Genomic DNA, 16,101 nt, shown 5'->3' with positions numbered 1-16,101 from the left:
CAGGAAAATGTGACTCAGTTAAATTTATACCCTGGTTGTGTTTGTGTGCGGTGGGCTGCGGCCCGCCGCGGAGGGCGGCGCCGCGGGAACTGCGCCCGGCGGCGAGCCGGAACGGCGGAGGGGAGCAGTGAAGGGGGACGGTGGAGGGGAACACTGAAGGGGGACGGCGGAGGGGAACACTCCGGAAGTCGGTGCCGGGCCGCTGAATTGCGGTTCCCGGGCCCAACTGCCGCCTCGCACAGGCCGATTCGGAGGCCGGTCCGGACGGATGTCCAGGCGGGTGCCGGCCGGCGGGTACGACCGGTTGCCGAAGCTTCTACCGCATCCGTCCCGTGTGCACCACACTGGCGGGGTACCCACGCATCGAGGCGAGGACGCGAGGAGAGGACGGACATGTCGGAGAGCAACGAGCGCCCCGCAGGAATATCCGCGCCCGCCGACGGAATCGGCCGTGTCGTGGTCGGGGTCGACGGTTCCCCGCACTCGCTGCGCGCGCTGGACCGGGCTGCCGACGAGGCCGAACGGCGGGGCGCCGAACTGGAGGTGCTCTGCGGAGGGGTGCCCGCGCGGCGCGGTGCCTACCCCGAGACGGAGGCCGACCGGGAGCGGATGCGGCAGGCGACCCGCGAGGTCGCCGACAGTGCCGCGGAGCGGGCCCGCGAGCGCGTGCCGGGGCTCACGGTCGTGGCGAGCGGTGTCAGCGAACCCGCGGCCGACGCCCTGGTGGGCCGCAGCCGTACCGCGGAGCTGACCGTCGTGGGGACTCGCGGGCACGGCGGCTTCCGCGGGCTGCTGCTCGGTTCCGTCAGCCTGCGCCTGGCCGCGCACGCCGCGGGGCCGCTGATGGTCGTGCGCGGCGCGCTCCCCGAGCCCGGCACTGCCCCCGGCGACGTGGTCGTCGGTGTGAAGTCGGAGAGTGCGACGCAGCCGGTGGAGTACGGATTCCAGGCGGCGCAGCGGTCCGGTTCGGCGGTGCGGGTGGCGCACTGCTGGATCTATCCGATGCTGCCCGGGGTGGCCCTGCGGCTGTCGCCGCAGGAGCCCTCCACGGAGACCAAGCGCGCCGAGCAGTTCGTTGAGGACACCCTCCGGCCGTTCCGGAAGCGGTACCCGCAGGTGCCGCTGAGCGCCGAGCAGCACCAGGGGCAGCCGGCCGAGCACCTGATCAAGCTGAGCGAGGGTGCGGACACGGTCGTGCTGGGGGTGCGGCGCCAGGCGCGGCGCCTCAGCCTCCAGGTGGGCCCGGTGGTGCACGCGGTGCTGCACCACGCGAAGTGCTCGGTGGTATTGATCCCCGTGCCGTGACGCCCTGACCGCTCGCCGGCGCCTCCGGGGGGCCGTCCCCGGAGGCGCCGCAGGGCTGCCCCGCCCCGGGGGCGACCTGGCGCCGTCTTCTTCGAATCCATCGCGTTCCCGGGGACCGGGTGTTGCGACGTTCATTAGAACCCAAGGTGCACGGGCGGGGCGCTCCGCCCGTGCGCCTGGCCCGGTGCCGGGGCCGCTGGAACGGGTGAGCCGGAGCCGGGGTCCGCGGTCCTGGACCCGTTGGAGGATCACCCGAGGTCAAGGGGGTCGATCGTGGCACTCTGTACGATGGAAGGCCCTGTGCAACGCGCGTAGAGTCCCTTCCCAGTCCTGGTCAGGACTCTGCAATGACGCACGTCGCACCAGAGAACCACGCACGGAGCCCCACCCATGGCAGTCTCCCCCGGCGTCACCGGCGCCGACGGCGCCGCCTCGGCGCCCTCCTCAGCACCCGCGTCCCCGGCCGCCGCCGAGACGGTCGGCGCGCTCGACGAGACCGTCGAGACCCGCGGCATCGAGCCCGTCCCCGACCATGAACGGCGCGGCCGGGTCCGCGAACTCTTCCCCACCTGGGTGGCCGCCAACATCAGCGTCCTGCTGCTGACCATGGGCGCCGGCCTCGTGGTCTTCAACGGCCTCAACTTCTGGCAGGTCCTGCTCGCGGCCGCCATCGCGGGCGGCATCTCCTTCGGGCTGGTCGGGCTGTTGTCCGTCTCCGGTAAGTGGGGCGGCGCACCGGGGGCCATGCTCTCCCGGGCCACCTTCGGTGTCCGGGGCAACTACTTTCCCGGCATGATCCTGTGGGTGGCCCGCTTCGGCTGGGAGACCATCAACGCCGTCACCGGTGCCTACGCCGTCCTGACGGTGCTCCGCCTGCTCTTCGGCGTCCGCAGCAGCACCCCGCTGATCGCCGTCACGCTGCTGCTGTTCGTCGGGGTGACCTTCGTGGTCAGCGGTATGGGCCGCAAGGTCCTCAACCTCTGCAACACCTGGTCGACCTACCTCTTCGGGCTCTTCACGGTGCTGGTCCTGGGCTACCTGGTCACCACCATGGACTGGGGCGCGGTCTTCTCCCGGCCCGCCGGGGGCACCGCCATGTTCATCGCGGGGATCGGCACCATCGCGGCCGGGGGGATCAGCTGGATCCCCACGGGGCCCGACTTCGCCCGGTACCTGCCGCACAGTGCCGACGGGCGGAAGATCTTCGGCACCACCCTGTCCGGCGCCCTGCTGGTGCTGGTTCCGATGGTGCTGATGGGTGGCGTGATGTCGGTCAAGGACCCGGCACTGGCCAAGACCGACGACCCCGTCTCCTTCCTCGGCGAGGCGCTGCCGATGTGGCTGGCCGTGCCGTACCTGGTCGTCGCGCTCATCGGGATGGTGCTGATCAACAGCCTCTCGATGTACTCGGCCGGTTTCACGGCGCAGACGATGGGCGTCAAGCTGCCGCGCGCCTGGGCCGTGAGCATCAACGCGGGCATCAGCCTGGTCGGCGGGCTGCTGCTGATGCTGGTCGCCAAGAGCTTCTACGGCTCGTTCATCTCCTTCCTGTCGCTGCTCGCCGTCTCCTTCTCCGCCTGGGTCGGCGTCTACGGGATCGACATGCTGCGGCGCCGCAACCGGACCGTCCGCTACGACCCCGCCGGACTGCTCGACACCTCGCGCAGCAGCCGCTACTGGTACGTCGGCGGCTACTGCTGGCAGGCCATGACGGCCTGGGGCGTCGCGCTGCTGCTGGGCCTGGGCTTCACCAAGTGCGACTGGTTCACCGGGCCCCTCGTCTCCACCTGGATCGGCGAGAACGGGCTCGGCTGGGCCGCCACCGCGCTGCTGGCCGCAGTGCTCTACGCGGCGCTGCCCGTGCCCCGCGAGGGCGCGGCGCCCGCGCCGGTCCCGGCGCCCCGCACGGAGGAGGCGTCCGCCGGGACGCGCCGGGACTGAAATCGACGCGCGGAGGCCGGAGAAGCACCGGCCCGCCGAGGTCGAACGCCGCTGGGACCGAACCGTCGGCCGGGACCGGGACGGCGCAGCACCGGGCTCGCGGGGCACAGGAAACCCCGCGAGCCCGGTGCGGTATGCGTGAATGGAGCGGGCCGGAGCGGAAACCCCGGTCCAGGGGCGGCGGCACCCGACCGCCGCCCGGGAAGCCCTCTCCGAGGAAGCCGAGGTCCACAGTGAGCAGCACCCAGGTCCCCACCCTCCTGCTGAACAGCGGAACGGAGATGCCGCAGCTCGGGTTCGGCGTGTACCAGGTGCCGGACGACGAGGCGACGGCCACCGTCTCCGCCGCGCTGGAGGCCGGATACCGCAGCGTGGACACCGCCGCGCTCTACGGCAACGAAGGCGGCACCGGCAAGGCGCTCCGCGAGTCCGGAATCCCCCGCGAGGAGCTGTTCGTCACGACCAAGCTCTGGAACACCGACCAGGGCCACGACACCGCGCTGCGCGCCTTCGACGACTCGCTGGAGCGGCTGGGGCTCGACTACGTCGACCTCTACCTCATCCACTGGCCCGCGCCCGGCCGGGACCGCTACCTGCAGACCTGGCGGGCACTGGCCGAGATCCACGACAGCGGCCGGGCACGCGCCATCGGCGTCTCCAACTTCGAGACCGACCACCTCCAGCGGCTCCTCGACGAGACGGGAGTCGCCCCCGCGGTCAACCAGATCGAACTGCACCCCCGGCTCCAGCAGCCGGAGCTGCGCCGCTTCGACGCGGAGCGCCGCATCGCCACCGAGGCATGGTCCCCGCTGGGCCGCGGCAACGGCGTCCTGGACGATCCCGCCGTCCGCCGGGCCGCCGCCAAGCACGGCAAGACGCCCGCCCAGGTGGTCCTGCGCTGGCACATCCAGCTCGGCAACGTCGTCATCCCGAAGTCCGTCACCCCCTCGCGGATCAAGGAGAACATCGACGTCTTCGACTTCGAACTGGACGGCGAGGATCTGCGCGAGATCCAGCGGCTGGAGACCGGCACCCGTGTCGGCCCCGACCCGCGCACCCTGGACTGACGCGTGTCCGCCGACCCCGCCGACGGCAGCGGGTGCGTCTTCTGCCGGATCGTCGACGGCGAACTGCCCGCCTACCGCGTCCACGAGGACGGCGCCGTGGTCGCCTTTCTCGACCGGCGTCCGCTCTTCCCCGGCCACACCCTGGTGGTGCCGCGCAGCCACGTGGAGACCCTGACCGACCTGCCCGAGGAGTCGGTCGGCCCCTACTTCGGCGCCGTCCGCCGGGTCACCGGCGCGGTGGAGCGGGCGATGGAGGCCGAGGGCTCGTTCGTGGCGGGGAACAACCGGGTCAGCCAGTCGGTGCCGCACCTGCACATGCACGTCGTGCCGCGCAGGCGCAAGGACGGGCTGCGCGGGTTCTTCTGGCCGCGCGGCAGTTACCCCGACGAGTCCGAGGCACGGCGTGTGGCCGCACGTGTCCGCGCGGAGTTGTGACCCGGTGCCGGTGCCGGTGCCGGTGCCGGTGCCGGGGTCCGTGTCCGCTCGGTGGGGAAGGACCGCTCAGCGCAGCAGCGCCGTGACCGCCCCGACCGTGTCGGCCTCCTCCGGGCGTTTGTCCTCCCGGTAGCGGACGACGCGCGCGAACCGCAGGGTGACGCCCTCCGGGTAGCGGGTCGAGCGCTGCACACCGTCGAAGGCGATCTCGACCACCAGCTCGGGCGCCACCAGTAGTCCCCAGGGCTCCTCCCGGACGGCCAGCTCCCGCAGCCGCCCGGTCTGCCAGGCCAGCAGCGCGTCGGTCAGCCCCTTGAAGGTCTTGCCGAGCATCGCGAAGCTGCCGTCCGGGCGGCGCGCCCCCAGGTGCAGGTTCGACAGCCGGCCGGTGCGCCGCCCATGCCCCCACTCGGCACCGAGCACCACCAGATCGAGGGTGTGCACCGGTTTGACCTTCAGCCAGGAGGCCCCGCGCCGTCCGGCGCTGTACCCCGAGTCGAGCGCCTTGATCACCACTCCCTCGTGCCCGCGGGCCAGCACCTCCTCGGCGAAACCGCGCGCGGCGGCACGCGCCTGTGCCGAGGCCGGATCGGGCACCGGCAGCCGCCGCACCCGCAGCTCCTCGGGCAGTACCCGGGCCAGTGCCGCGTGTCGCTGGACGGCCGGCTGGTCGAGCAGGTCCCGGCCGTCCAGCAGCAGCACGTCGAAGAAGACCGGGTGCAGCGGCAGTTCGCTGCTGGCCCCGGGGACGTCCAGCCGGGAGGCGACCCGCCCGGACACGTCCTGGAAGGGATGGGGCCAACCGTCCGGGCGCAGGGCGATCACCTCGCCGTCGAGGACCGCCTGCGCGGCGTCGATCCTGCGTGCGGCCGCCGCGGCCTCCGGCAGCCGGTCGGTGATCTCCTCCAGCGTCCGGGTGTAGACACGGACGTCGCCGCCGTCCTTGTGCACCTGCACCCGGATGCCGTCCAGCTTCTCCTCGACCGCGCACGGGCCGAGCCTGCCGAGCGCCTCCTCGACGTCCTTCGCGGACTGCGCCAGCATCGGCAGCACCGGCCTGCCCACCTCCAGCGTGAAACCGGCCAGCGCCTCCGGGCCCTCGGCCAGCAGCGCCCGGGCGACCGCGCCGAGCGAGCCGCCGAGCATCACCGCGCGCCGCACCGCTCCCGGGTCGGCGCCCGCAGCCGCGGCCAGGCCCTCCACCGCGAACGCGTCCAGCGCGCCCTGCCGCAGTTCGCCGCCGACCAGCCGGACGAGGAAGTGCTGCTCCTCCTCCGTGGCCGCCGCCAGCAGCCCGTCCAGCAGCCGTTTGCGCTCGGCCTGTGCGCCCTTCCCGCTCACCTGTGCGATCCGGTCGAAGGCGGTGTCCGCGGCCGTGATGGTCAGCGACGGTTCGGCCGCGGGCGGCGGCAGTTCGCGCAGGGTGCGCCACCCGACGCCGGTGCGGCGCTGCGGAAGGCGCCCCGCGAGGTAGGTGACGACGAGGGGCGCCTCGGACGGCTCGGCCCGCCCGAACAGTTCCGCGAGCAGCGTCACCTTCTCGTTGCGGCCCGCGGCCCGGGCGATCCGCGCGGAGGTCCGCGCGATGTCTGCGAGCAACATGGCACACCTCGCGAGAAGGGCCGGACGGGGCGTGGACGACCTGGCCGGAGGCGGTTCCGGCCCCTGCGGCCACCGGTCCCCCGGACCCGTCGGCGGGTCCGCGAGGACGACGGCTCCGCGGGCCCCCAGGCTAGCCGCGGGACCCGTTCGGGCCCCGCAGCCCGCACCGTACGGCGAGGCCCGGCTGCCGCTCCCGTGCCGCGGGGCGGGTCCCCAGCCTTCGTACCGGCCGGGGCGCGGCGGCGCGGGAACATGCCGGGGCGTTCACCGGCACCGTGCGGGCGCGGTGTGCTCACCGGCACCGTGCGGGCGCTCACCGGGAAGGATCACCTGGCGCGCGGGAATCGCCGCCGGTCCGCACAGTCGGAGTATGCGACTGCCTGTCATGCCTCCGGTCCGCCCGATGCTCGCCAAGGCCGTGTCCGCCGTCCCGGAGGGCATGCAGTACGAGGCCAAGTGGGACGGCTTCCGCTGCGTGGTCTTCCGGGACGGCGACGAGGTCGAGCTGCTCAGCCGGACCGGCAAGTCCCTGGTCCGCTACTTCCCCGAACTCGTCGCGACGCTGCGGGAACGGCTGCCGGAGCGCTGCGTGCTGGACGGCGAGATCGTGCTGCCGGCGGGCGGGCGGCTGGACTTCGAGGCGCTCCAGCAGCGCATCCACCCGGCCGCCTCCCGGGTGCGGCTGCTGGCCGAGCGGACGCCCGCCTCCTACGTCGCCTTCGACCTGCTGGCGCTGGGCGACACCGACGCCATGGCGGAGCCCCTCTCCGAGCGCCGCCGGATGCTGGAGTCCGCGCTGGAGGGGTGCCGCCCGCCGCTGCACCTGGCGCCGGTGACCCACGACAGCGCGGTGGCGCGGGAGTGGTTCGCGCAGTACGAGGGCGCCGGACTCGACGGCGTGGTGGCCAAGCGGACGGATCTGCCCTACCGGCCGGGGGAGCGGGTGATGCTCAAGGTCAAGCACGAGCGCACGGCCGACTGCGTGCTGGCCGGACTGCGTCCCCACAAGAGCGGCCCCGAGGCGCTCGGGTCCCTGCTGCTCGGGCTGTACGACGCCTCGGGTGTGCTCCAGTACGTGGGTGCCTCCTCCTCGTTCCCGGCGGCGCGCAGGCGCGAGCTGATGCGGGAGCTGGCACCGCTGCGCACGGACCGCCCGGAGGGGCACCCGTGGGCTCGCTGGGCGGAGGAGGAAGCGCAGCAGGAGGGCAGGATGCCGGGCGCGCCCAGCAGGTGGAGCGGCGGCAAGGACGCCTCCTGGACGCCGCTGCGGCCCGAGCGGGTGTGCGAGGTGGCCTACGACCACATGGAGGGCGAGCGCTTCCGGCACACGGTGCTCTTCCGCCGCTGGCGCCCGGACCGCGAGCCGCGCTCGTGCACGTACGAGCAGCTGGAGCAGCCGGTGCACTACGACCTGGAGGCGGCGCTGGGCGGCCGCTGACACCTCGTGCCGCGGCCACCTCGGGCCGCTCCTCCGGCCGTGAGGTGCCACCGGCCGGCGCCGGAGGGGCGGTGCGCCGGGGGCGTCGCGCCTGCGGCGCCCCCGGGCGGCAGCGCGCCGGGTGCCCCCAGGGGGCCTTCAGCGCGCCGAGTGCACCGGGTCGTCGGCTTCGGGGCGCGGAAGCCCGGCGGCCAGCGAGGCGAAGCAGGAGTCGAGCACGGCCAGCAGGTCCTCGGCCGGGGACTCCGGGTCCCAGGCCCGGATCGAGGAGCGCAGGACCGTCAGTCCGGCGCCGGCCAGCAGGCGGGGGTAGAGGGCGTCCGGGGGCAGTCCGGTGCGCTGGGCGACCGCCTCGGCCAGGGCCTCCGCCAGATGGCTGCTGCTGTGCAGCAGCTTGGGGACCAGCTCCGGATAGGTGCCCAGCAGCCGTCGGCGCTCCCGCCAGCCCGCGTCGGCGACCAGGGCCGGGATGGCGGAGCGGAGTGTCCGGTGCACGGCCTCCAGTGGGGGCTCGCTCGCGGGGCGGGCGGTGAGCAGTTCCACGAGCTGGTCGGCCAGTCGGCGGTCCCAGTCGAAGACCGCGTCGTCCTTGGTCTCGAAGTAGTTGAAGAAGGTGCGCTGCGAGACTCCCGCTGCCTCGCAGATGTCCTGCACGGTGACGGCTGCCGGACCGCGCTCCAGGTACATCCGTACCGCCGCGGCGCGCAGCGCCGAACGGGTCTCCAGTTTCTTGCGCTCCCGGAGCCCTCGGGTGTCGGCTCCGGCGGACTGGGCGGCCATCTGTGCTCCCCGTGCTGATTCCCGGTCACTGCCCGTGTTGCGGCAGTTCTACAGTAGTGCATTTTTGCAGCACTGCAGTTTTCTGTTAGCCTCTCTAATCATTGGCTATGCCACATATTTTGCCGCGCTGTACGCACCGAGGAGGCGGACCCTGTCCATGGCGGAACACAAGGCGGACGCGGAGCGCACCGACGGCAGTCCCTCGGCGCTCGGCGCGACCGTCCGCACCCTGGCGGAGACGCTCTGGTTCCCGGCGTTCTTCTTCACCGGCTTCCTTGTCTGCTACCTGCTGCCCTTCCACAACCCGGTGCCGCACCACGTGGACGTGGCCGTCGCCGGGCCGACCGCCCACCAGCTCGGACAGGCCCTCGAACAGCAGAGTCCCGGAGCGTTCGACGTCCACCAGGTCGCCGACGCGCAGGCGGCACACGACGCGGTCACCGACCGGGCGGCCACGGCGGGCTTCGTGCCCGACGCCGAGCACCCCCGGCTCTACGTCGCCAAGGCGGACGGCTACTCGCTCGAAGCGGTCCTCCAGAAGACCTTCACCGGCGTGGCGCAGCACAGCGGCGGCACGCTCCAGGTCCACGAGGCGGCCCCCACCGCACCCGGCGACGGCATGGGCACCGGACTCTTCTACCTCGTCCTCGCCTGCACCATCCCGTCCTACATCAGCGTCATGATGCTGCTGCGCGCCACCACCCTGGGGCGCGGCAGGAAGGTCCTCACCCTGGTGTCCGTCGGGGTGGTGGAGAGCGTCGTCGCCTTCCTCGTGGCGCGCTCCATGGACGTGATACCGGACGACCTGCTGGCCGTTCCGCTGGTCTTCCTGATGACCCAGGCCGTCGCCCTCACCTCCTACGGGCTCGTCCCGTTCTGCAAGCAGTTCTTCCCCGGCGTGGCGATGGGCCTGTTCGTCCTGCTCAGCATGCCCTCCAGCGGCGGCGCGATCCCCGTCCAGATGGTGCCCGGCTTCTTCCGGGCCCTGCATCCGGTCATGCCGATGGGCAACCTGATCGAGGCGCTCCGCGGGCTGTTCTACTTCGACGGGAAGGACGTCTGGCGGCACACCCTGGTCATCTGCGCATGGGTCGTCGCCGGGGCCGCCCTCATCGCCCTCGGCGCGTGGAAGGAGCGCCGCGCGGCCCGCAAGGAGGCGCGGGAGGCCGCCGAGGAGACCGAGCCCGCCGAGCCGCCGGTCGAGGACCCGGCCTTCGAACTGCCGCAGCCCAGCGCCGTCGCCCCGCACCACCACCGGCCGGGCCTGCCGGACCCCGGGCTGACGGGACAGGTCACCGACGAGGACGGGCGGCCGCTGGCCGGGGTCGCCATCACGGTCACCGGAGCGCACGGCAGGGAGCTGGTGCGCGCGATCACCGACGGGCGCGGCGAGTACGCGGCGGCCGGCCTCGCCGACCAGTACGTGAACGTCATCGCCAGCAGCCCCGACCGGCTCGCCGCCGTCGCCCGGATACGCGTCCGCGACGGCCACCCGGTCCGCCACGACGTCCGGCTGGCCTCCCGGCACGTGCCCGCCTGACGCCCGCCTCCCGGGCCGCTACCCTTCCGGCGCCCGGGGTGCCACCGTCCCGTGGGCGGTGGGTGGTGGGCGAGTGCGGAACCACATGAGGACGGCCGCCCGGCAAGCGCCGGGCGGCCGTCCTCATACGGTTCCGCTGTGGTGGCTCAGGCGCCGGGGTTCTCCCCGCCTTCCGCGGCCTGGGCCTCGGCCTCCGCGGCGCGCCGCACCTCTTCCATGTCCAGCTCACGGGCCTGGCCGATCAGGTCCTCCAGCGCGGCCTCGGGCAGCGCGCCGGGCTGCGAGAACACCAGGGTGCGGTCCCGGATGATCGCGAGGGTCGGGATCGACTGCACCTCGAAGGCGGCAGCGATCTCCTGCTGGGCCTCCGTGTCCACCTTGGCGAACGTCAGGTCCGAGTGCCGCTCCGCGGCGGCCTCGTAGACCGGCGCGAAGCTGCGGCACGGGCCGCACCAGGACGCCCAGAAGTCGATCAGGACGAAGTCGTTCCCGGAGACCGTCTCCTCGAAGTTTTCCTTGGTCAGCTCGATGGTGCTCATGCTGTCTCCTGCGGTGGGGGCATCAGGGCGGGCCGCGCCCTGGCACCGGACAACGGTCTGTGCCGGGGTCCACATTCCCCGAGACCGTTTCCGGCACAGCCATCGCACCACACCCCGGCCCGTGGCGGCGCGGCCGGGTGTGTGACCGGCGGGGATTCCCCCGGCGGCCCGCGCGGACCGGCGGGGGTTCCGCACGGCCCGCGAGGCCGCACCGGTGCGGAGAGTGGTACGGCATATGCGCGGCGAAGCGGCACGGCACCCGCCCGGCGGCGGAGGCCGACCGGGCCCGGTCGGCCGGTCGGCCGGTCCGGCCCGCGGTCCGGCACGCGCGCACCGGAGAACTGCGCTCCTGGCGGGACGCCCCGGCCCCGGAGAGGCCTCCGGCGGTGCGCCGGACACCGGACGGACGAGCCCGCGGACGTCCGCCGCCGCGCCGGTGGAGCGGGGCCCGGGGAGCGGAACTTTCCGCCAACTCTGCGCACCCGCACGGAGCTCGGCGCCGCGGGTACCGGCGGGCCCCGCACCCTCGCACTCCGTCGCCGGGCCGCACCGCCGGCAGTGCGGGCACGACCGGTTGCGGCCCGGCCGGATTCGTGCGGTGGGGTGGCCGGGCAGGTGTTTCCGGGTACGGGAATGGGGACCGGCTCTGATGGAGGCGGGCAGCTCCGTTCCGCCCGGCAGACCATCGGCTTGACGAGGGGTGGCGGATGACCGGCGACGGGCACGCGTACCGGGCCGAACCGCTCAGCGAAGCGGCGGCGCTCGCCTATGTACACGGCATCTGCTTCAAGACCGGACCGCCGCGCCGGGTCGGGGTCGAACTCGAATGGCTCGTCCGCCCGCTGCCGTCCGCGTCCGACGGCGACCCCGGGCACCGCGCACCGCAGCCCGCTCCGCACTCCCCGCCCCTCGGGGCCGGAAGCCCCGCACCGCCCCACCGGTCCGGGGCGCCGCAGCCCCCGCACCCTCACCGCCCCCCGCACGCCGGGTCCCCCCACCGACCCGCCGCCCGGGTCGGGGCAACCGCCCTCCGCGCAGCCGCCACCGCGCTGCGCGAGGTGCCGCTCTCCTCCGCGATCTCCGTCGAGCCCGGCGGACAGTTGGAGTTCAGCTCCCAGCCCGCGCCCTCACTGGCCGCCTGCGTCCGCACGGTCTCGGCGGACCTGACCGCCGCCCGGGCCCGGCTGCACCGGCACGGCATCGCGCTGGTGGGCCACGGGCTCGATTCCCGCCCACCGCTCCGGCTGCTGGAGGACCGGCGGTACCGTGCCATGGAGGCGTACTTCGACCGCACCGGCCCCGCCGGTCGCGCGATGATGTGCTCCACCGCGTCCGTGCAGGTCTGCCTGGACGCCGGTACGGCCGAGCCGGGGCCGTTCGGGATGGGCCGCCGCTGGCTGCTCGCGCACCTGCTGGGTGCCGTGCTCACCGCGGCGTTCGCCAACTCCCCGGCCACAGACGGGCCCTGGGCCGGATGGCGCTCCGCGCGGCAGGGCGTCTGGGCCGCGCTCGACGGATACCGCAACCTCGCCCCTCCCGGGGGCGGGCACAGTCCCCGGGAGGCATGGGCGCGGTACGTGCTGGACGCGCCCCTGCTCTGCGTCCGCTCCGCGCGGGGCCCGTGGACGGTCCCGGCGGACGGGATGACGTTCCGTCAGTGGATCCGGCGCAGCAGCCGCCTCGGAACCGGACCCGGCGCCCTCCGTCCGCCCCTGCTCGACGATCTCGTCTACCACCTGACCACCCTCTTCCCGCCCGTGCGCCCCCGGGGCCATCTGGAGCTGCGGATGATCGACGCGCAGCCGGGCCCGGACGGCTGGATCGTCCCGCTCGCGGTGACCACGGCCCTGTTCGACGACGCGGAGGCGAGCGAGAGCGCCTACCGGGTGGTCAAGCCGCTGGCCGAACTCACCGCCGAAGGGCCGGCGCCCCGCAACGCGCTGTGGGAGCGCGCGGCCAGGGACGGGCTGGCCGACCCCGAACTGCACGCCGCGGCCCGCGACTGCTTCGGCCTCGCCCGCCGGGCACTGCCCCGTCTCGGTGCGGGGCGGCGGGTGCGGGCCGCGGTGGCGGACTTCGAAGCCCGCTACATCGGCCCCGGCCGCTGCCCCGCCGACGACCGTACGGACCCGGTCGGCTGTGCGGGCACCGGCGGCCGTACGGATACCGGCGGCCGTACGGGCACTGCCGGCCGTGCGGGCACCCGCCACCGGCCCGACCCCTCCGAGACCGCCCCCCGCCAGCAGGGAGAACCATGGTGACCGCCGACCACGGGCGTGCCGAGCTGCGCGCCCACGCCCACGACGCCCTCACCCGGGCCCGCACCCGCACCCTGGCGCTCTCCGACTGCGTCGAGGACGCCGAACTGACGGCCCAGCACTCGCCGCTGATGTCCCCGCTGGTGTGGGACATGGCGCACATCGGCAACCAGGAGGAGCAGTGGCTGCTGCGTGCCGTGGGCGGGGAGGCACCGCTGCGGCCCGAGATCGACTCGCTCTACGACGCCTTCGAGCACCCGCGGGCCGAGCGCCCCGCGCTGCCGCTGCTGCCGCCCAACGAGGCCCGCTCCTACCTGGCGAAGGTCCGCGGGCACGCGTTCCGGGTGCTGGAGCGCGCGGAACTGGCCGGGCGCCCGCTGGAGGCGGACGGCTTCGCGTTCGGCATGATCGCCCAGCATGAGCAGCAGCACGCCGAGACCATGCTCATCACCCACCAGCTCCGGCGCGGCCCGGCCGCGCTGAGCGCACCGCCGCCGCCCGCCCCTCCCGGCGGCTGTGGCCCGCTCCGCGGTGAAGTGCTGGTGCCCGCAGGAGCGTTCACCATGGGAACCGACGACGACCCCTGGGCGCTGGACAACGAACGCCCCGCGCACCGCCGGGAGGTACCGGCCTTCTGCATCGACACCGCCCCGGTCGGCAACGCCGACTACCTCCGGTTCGTCGAGGACGGCGGCTACGCCGACCGGCGCTGGTGGTCGGCGGCGGGCTGGGACCACGTACGGCGCAACGGGCTGCGGACGCCGCTGTTCTGGAAGCGGGAGCCCGGCGGCTGGTGGCGGCGCCGCTTCGGGGTACGCGAACCCGTGCCGGAAGCGGAGCCGGTGATGCATGTCAGCTGGTACGAGGCCGACGCCTACGCCCGCTGGGCGGGACGGCGGCTGCCCACCGAGGCCGAATGGGAGAAGGCGGCCCGCCACGACCCGCGCACCGGCCGTGACCTCCGCTTCCCCTGGGGCGAGGCGGAGCCCGGAGCCGACCGCGCGAACCTGGGTCAGCGGCACCTGGGCCCGGCGCCCGCCGGCGCCTACCCTCAGGGGGCCTCCCCGCTCGGGGTACGGCAGCTCATGGGCGACGTCTGGGAGTGGACCTCCAGCGATTTCGCCCCCTACCCGGGCTTCACCGCCTTCCCGTACCGGGAGTACTCGGAGGTCTTCTTCGGCCCCGCCTACAAGGTGCTGCGCGGCGGGTGCTTCGGCACCGACCCGGTGGTGGCCCGCGCGACGTTCCGCAACTGGGACCATCCGGTGCGCCGGCAGATCTTCGCCGGGTTCCGCACCGCCCGCACCCCGGCGCCCGAGGAGACGGCGTGAGCGCCGCCGGCCGGCCGGGCCGAGCCCCGGAGCACCGCTGATGTGCCGGCACCTGGCCCACCTGGGACCCGCCCGCACGGTGGGCGAGCTGCTGCTGGCGCCGCCGTACTCGCTGCACCGCCAGTCGTGGGCCCCGCGCCGCCAGGCGCACGGCACGGTCAACGCCGACGGCTTCGGCGTGGGCTGGTACGCCGACGGCGACCCGGTGCCGGCCCGCTACCGCAGATCCGGACCGATCTGGGCGGACGGCTTCTTCCCCGACCTGTGCCGGGTCGTACGCACCCGCGCGCTGCTCGCCGCCGTACGCGACGCGACCAGTGGCTGCGCCGCGGGCGAGGCGGCCGCCGCTCCCTATGCCGCCGGGCCGTGGCTCTTCAGCCACAACGGCGCGCTGACCGGCTGGCCCGCCTCCCTGGCGCCGCTGGCGGCCGCCCTGCCGCCCGAGGAACTGCTGGGCCTGGAGGCCCGCTGCGACTCGGCGCTGGCCTGGGCACTGGTGGGGCACCGGCTGCGGGCGGGCACGGCACCCGGCGCCGCGCTGGCCGCGACCGCGGTCGAGCTCGCCGACGCGGCGCCCGGCTCGCGGCTCAACTTCCTGCTGACCGACGGCCGCACTCTGGCCGCCACCGCCTCCGGCGACACCCTCTGGTACCTGCTGGAGCCCGGTATGTCCCTCACCGTCGCCTCCGAACCGCATGACGCGGATCCGGGGTGGCGGCCGGTTCCCGACACCCACCTGCTCACCGGCGACCCGGGCGGAATCGAGCTGACCGCCCTGAAGGAGTTCCGCGCGTGACCCCGTCCCGGTTCACCCTCACCCGTACCCTGCCCGCGAACGCGACCGCGGCCGCGCTGGCCGCGGACGTCACCCGGGGGCTGGCCCGCACCCCGAAGAGTCTGCCGCCCAAATGGTTCTACGACGCCCGGGGCAGCGAGCTCTTCGAGCAGATCACCAAGCTGTCCGTCTACTACCCCACCCGCGCCGAGGCGGGGATCCTGCGGGAGGCGGCACCGCGGATCGCCCGGCTGACCGGTGCCCGCACACTGGTCGAACTCGGCTCCGGCTCCTCGTACAAGACCCGGCTGCTGCTGACCGCGCTCGGTGCCCCGCTGACCTATGTGCCCGTCGACGTCAGCGAGTCCGCGCTGGCCGAGGCCGGACACGCGCTGCTGGCCGACCACCCCGGGCTGACCGTGCACGCGCTGGTCGCGGACTTCCAGCAGGAGCTGCCGCTGCCCGAGTGCCCCGAGCCGAAGGTCGTCGCCTTCCTCGGCGGCACGGTCGGCAACCTGCTGCCCGCCGACCGCGCCCGCTTCCTGGCCTCCCTGCGGTCCCGGCTCGGACCGCGGGACGCGCTGCTGCTGGGGACGGATCTGGTCAAGGACCCCGCTGTACTCGTCGCCGCCTACGACGACGCGGAGGGGATCACCGCGGAGTTCAACAAGAACGTCCTGCACGTCCTCAACCGCGAACTGGGCGCGGACTTCGACCCGGACGACTTCACGCATGTGGCGGTCTGGGACGAGGAGAACGAGTGGATCGAGATGCGGCTGCGGGCCCGCAGGGCGCTGAGCGCCAAGCTCCCCGCCGTCGACCTGAGTGTCGACTTCCGGTCGGGGGAGGAGTTGCGCACCGAGATCTCGGCGAAGTTCCGCAAGGAGTCCGTCCGCGCCGAGCTGGCGGCGGCCGGGATGCGGTTGTGCCAGTGGTGGACGGATTCCGGGGACCGCTTCGCGCTCAGCCTCGCCGTGCCGGAGCCCGACGCGCGCGTGCAGCCGGCCGGCTGAGCGGGCCGGGCACGACGAACGGCGTGGAGGGGCCCGGTCCTTGGAGGTTCGCGGGTGGGCCTCTCCACGCCCGTCAC

Annotated in this window: 13 protein-coding genes; 10 read left to right on the top strand and 3 right to left on the bottom strand. The window is 74.1% G+C overall.

Going from position 1 to position 16,101, the window contains the following annotated elements:
• The first annotated feature begins 393 nt into the window (after window positions 1-393).
• The 4 genes from ACFYNS_RS06080 to ACFYNS_RS06065 all read left to right on the top strand — a co-directional run bounded on the left by ACFYNS_RS06080 (window position 394) and on the right by ACFYNS_RS06065 (window position 4,748).
• The gene (locus ACFYNS_RS06080) at window positions 394-1,305 is read left to right on the top strand and encodes a universal stress protein (RefSeq protein WP_360302849.1); all 912 of its coding nucleotides are present in this window, start codon (window positions 394-396) and stop codon (window positions 1,303-1,305) included.
• 390 nt (window positions 1,306-1,695) lie between these two features.
• Window positions 1,696-3,246, top strand: a complete 1,551-nt coding sequence (locus ACFYNS_RS06075) for a cytosine permease (RefSeq protein ID WP_360303390.1) — start codon at window positions 1,696-1,698, stop codon at window positions 3,244-3,246.
• Window positions 3,247-3,527: 281 nt separating this feature from the next.
• Window positions 3,528-4,313 carry an aldo/keto reductase gene (locus ACFYNS_RS06070; protein WP_360303392.1) on the top strand — a complete coding sequence of 262 codons (786 nt, stop codon included), beginning with the start codon at window positions 3,528-3,530 and terminating at the stop codon, window positions 4,311-4,313.
• Window positions 4,314-4,316: 3 nt separating this feature from the next.
• Window positions 4,317-4,748, top strand: coding sequence for an HIT domain-containing protein (locus ACFYNS_RS06065; RefSeq protein WP_360303388.1), 432 nt, complete (start codon window positions 4,317-4,319; stop codon window positions 4,746-4,748).
• A 66-nt stretch (window positions 4,749-4,814) separates the two neighbouring features.
• Here ACFYNS_RS06065 and ACFYNS_RS06060 read toward each other — a convergent pair whose 3' ends face one another.
• Complete coding sequence (locus ACFYNS_RS06060) at window positions 4,815-6,350, bottom strand: ATP-dependent DNA ligase (protein WP_388601093.1); 1,536 nt, start codon at window positions 6,348-6,350, stop codon at window positions 4,815-4,817.
• 370 nt (window positions 6,351-6,720) lie between these two features.
• Between ACFYNS_RS06060 and ACFYNS_RS06055 the strand changes: the two genes are divergently transcribed.
• On the top strand, window positions 6,721-7,788 hold the full coding sequence (locus ACFYNS_RS06055) for an ATP-dependent DNA ligase (protein WP_388601091.1): 1,068 nt from the start codon (window positions 6,721-6,723) through the stop codon (window positions 7,786-7,788).
• Between the two features lie 138 nt (window positions 7,789-7,926).
• On the opposite strand, the gene ACFYNS_RS06050 is transcribed toward ACFYNS_RS06055, so the two are convergent.
• Window positions 7,927-8,568 carry a TetR family transcriptional regulator gene (locus ACFYNS_RS06050; RefSeq protein WP_360303463.1) on the bottom strand — a complete coding sequence of 214 codons (642 nt, stop codon included), beginning with the start codon at window positions 8,566-8,568 and terminating at the stop codon, window positions 7,927-7,929.
• 157 nt (window positions 8,569-8,725) lie between these two features.
• On the opposite strand from ACFYNS_RS06050, the gene ACFYNS_RS06045 reads away from it, so the two are divergent.
• Window positions 8,726-10,108 (top strand): carboxypeptidase regulatory-like domain-containing protein, encoded by a 1,383-nt coding sequence (locus tag ACFYNS_RS06045; RefSeq protein ID WP_360303461.1) that lies wholly within the window; start codon window positions 8,726-8,728, stop codon window positions 10,106-10,108.
• 146 nt (window positions 10,109-10,254) lie between these two features.
• On the opposite strand, the gene trxA is transcribed toward ACFYNS_RS06045, so the two are convergent.
• Window positions 10,255-10,647, bottom strand: a complete 393-nt coding sequence (trxA, locus tag ACFYNS_RS06040) for a thioredoxin (RefSeq protein WP_360302936.1) — start codon at window positions 10,645-10,647, stop codon at window positions 10,255-10,257.
• A gap of 707 nt (window positions 10,648-11,354) precedes the next feature.
• On the opposite strand from trxA, the gene egtA reads away from it, so the two are divergent.
• The 4 genes from egtA to egtD are packed head-to-tail and all read left to right on the top strand — an operon-like array spanning window position 11,355 to window position 16,024.
• Complete coding sequence (egtA, locus tag ACFYNS_RS06035; RefSeq protein WP_388601088.1) at window positions 11,355-12,908, top strand: ergothioneine biosynthesis glutamate--cysteine ligase EgtA; 1,554 nt, start codon at window positions 11,355-11,357, stop codon at window positions 12,906-12,908.
• The gene (egtB, locus tag ACFYNS_RS06030) at window positions 12,902-14,236 is read left to right on the top strand and encodes an ergothioneine biosynthesis protein EgtB (protein ID WP_388601087.1); all 1,335 of its coding nucleotides are present in this window, start codon (window positions 12,902-12,904) and stop codon (window positions 14,234-14,236) included. The genes egtA and egtB overlap by 7 nt, the downstream gene beginning before the upstream one ends.
• Window positions 14,237-14,276: 40 nt before the next feature.
• Window positions 14,277-15,032, top strand: coding sequence for an ergothioneine biosynthesis protein EgtC (egtC, locus tag ACFYNS_RS06025; protein WP_388601085.1), 756 nt, complete (start codon window positions 14,277-14,279; stop codon window positions 15,030-15,032).
• On the top strand, window positions 15,029-16,024 hold the full coding sequence (gene egtD, locus ACFYNS_RS06020) for an L-histidine N(alpha)-methyltransferase (RefSeq protein WP_360302929.1): 996 nt from the start codon (window positions 15,029-15,031) through the stop codon (window positions 16,022-16,024). Before egtC ends, egtD begins: the two co-directional genes overlap by 4 nt.
• The last annotated feature ends 77 nt before the right edge of the window (window positions 16,025-16,101 follow it).

Source organism: Streptomyces sp. NPDC006925 (assembly GCF_042869575.1).
GTDB lineage: Bacteria > Actinomycetota > Actinomycetes > Streptomycetales > Streptomycetaceae > Streptomyces.
Note: the sequence above shows the minus strand (reverse complement) of the source record. Positions and strands in the feature narration are given on the sequence as shown.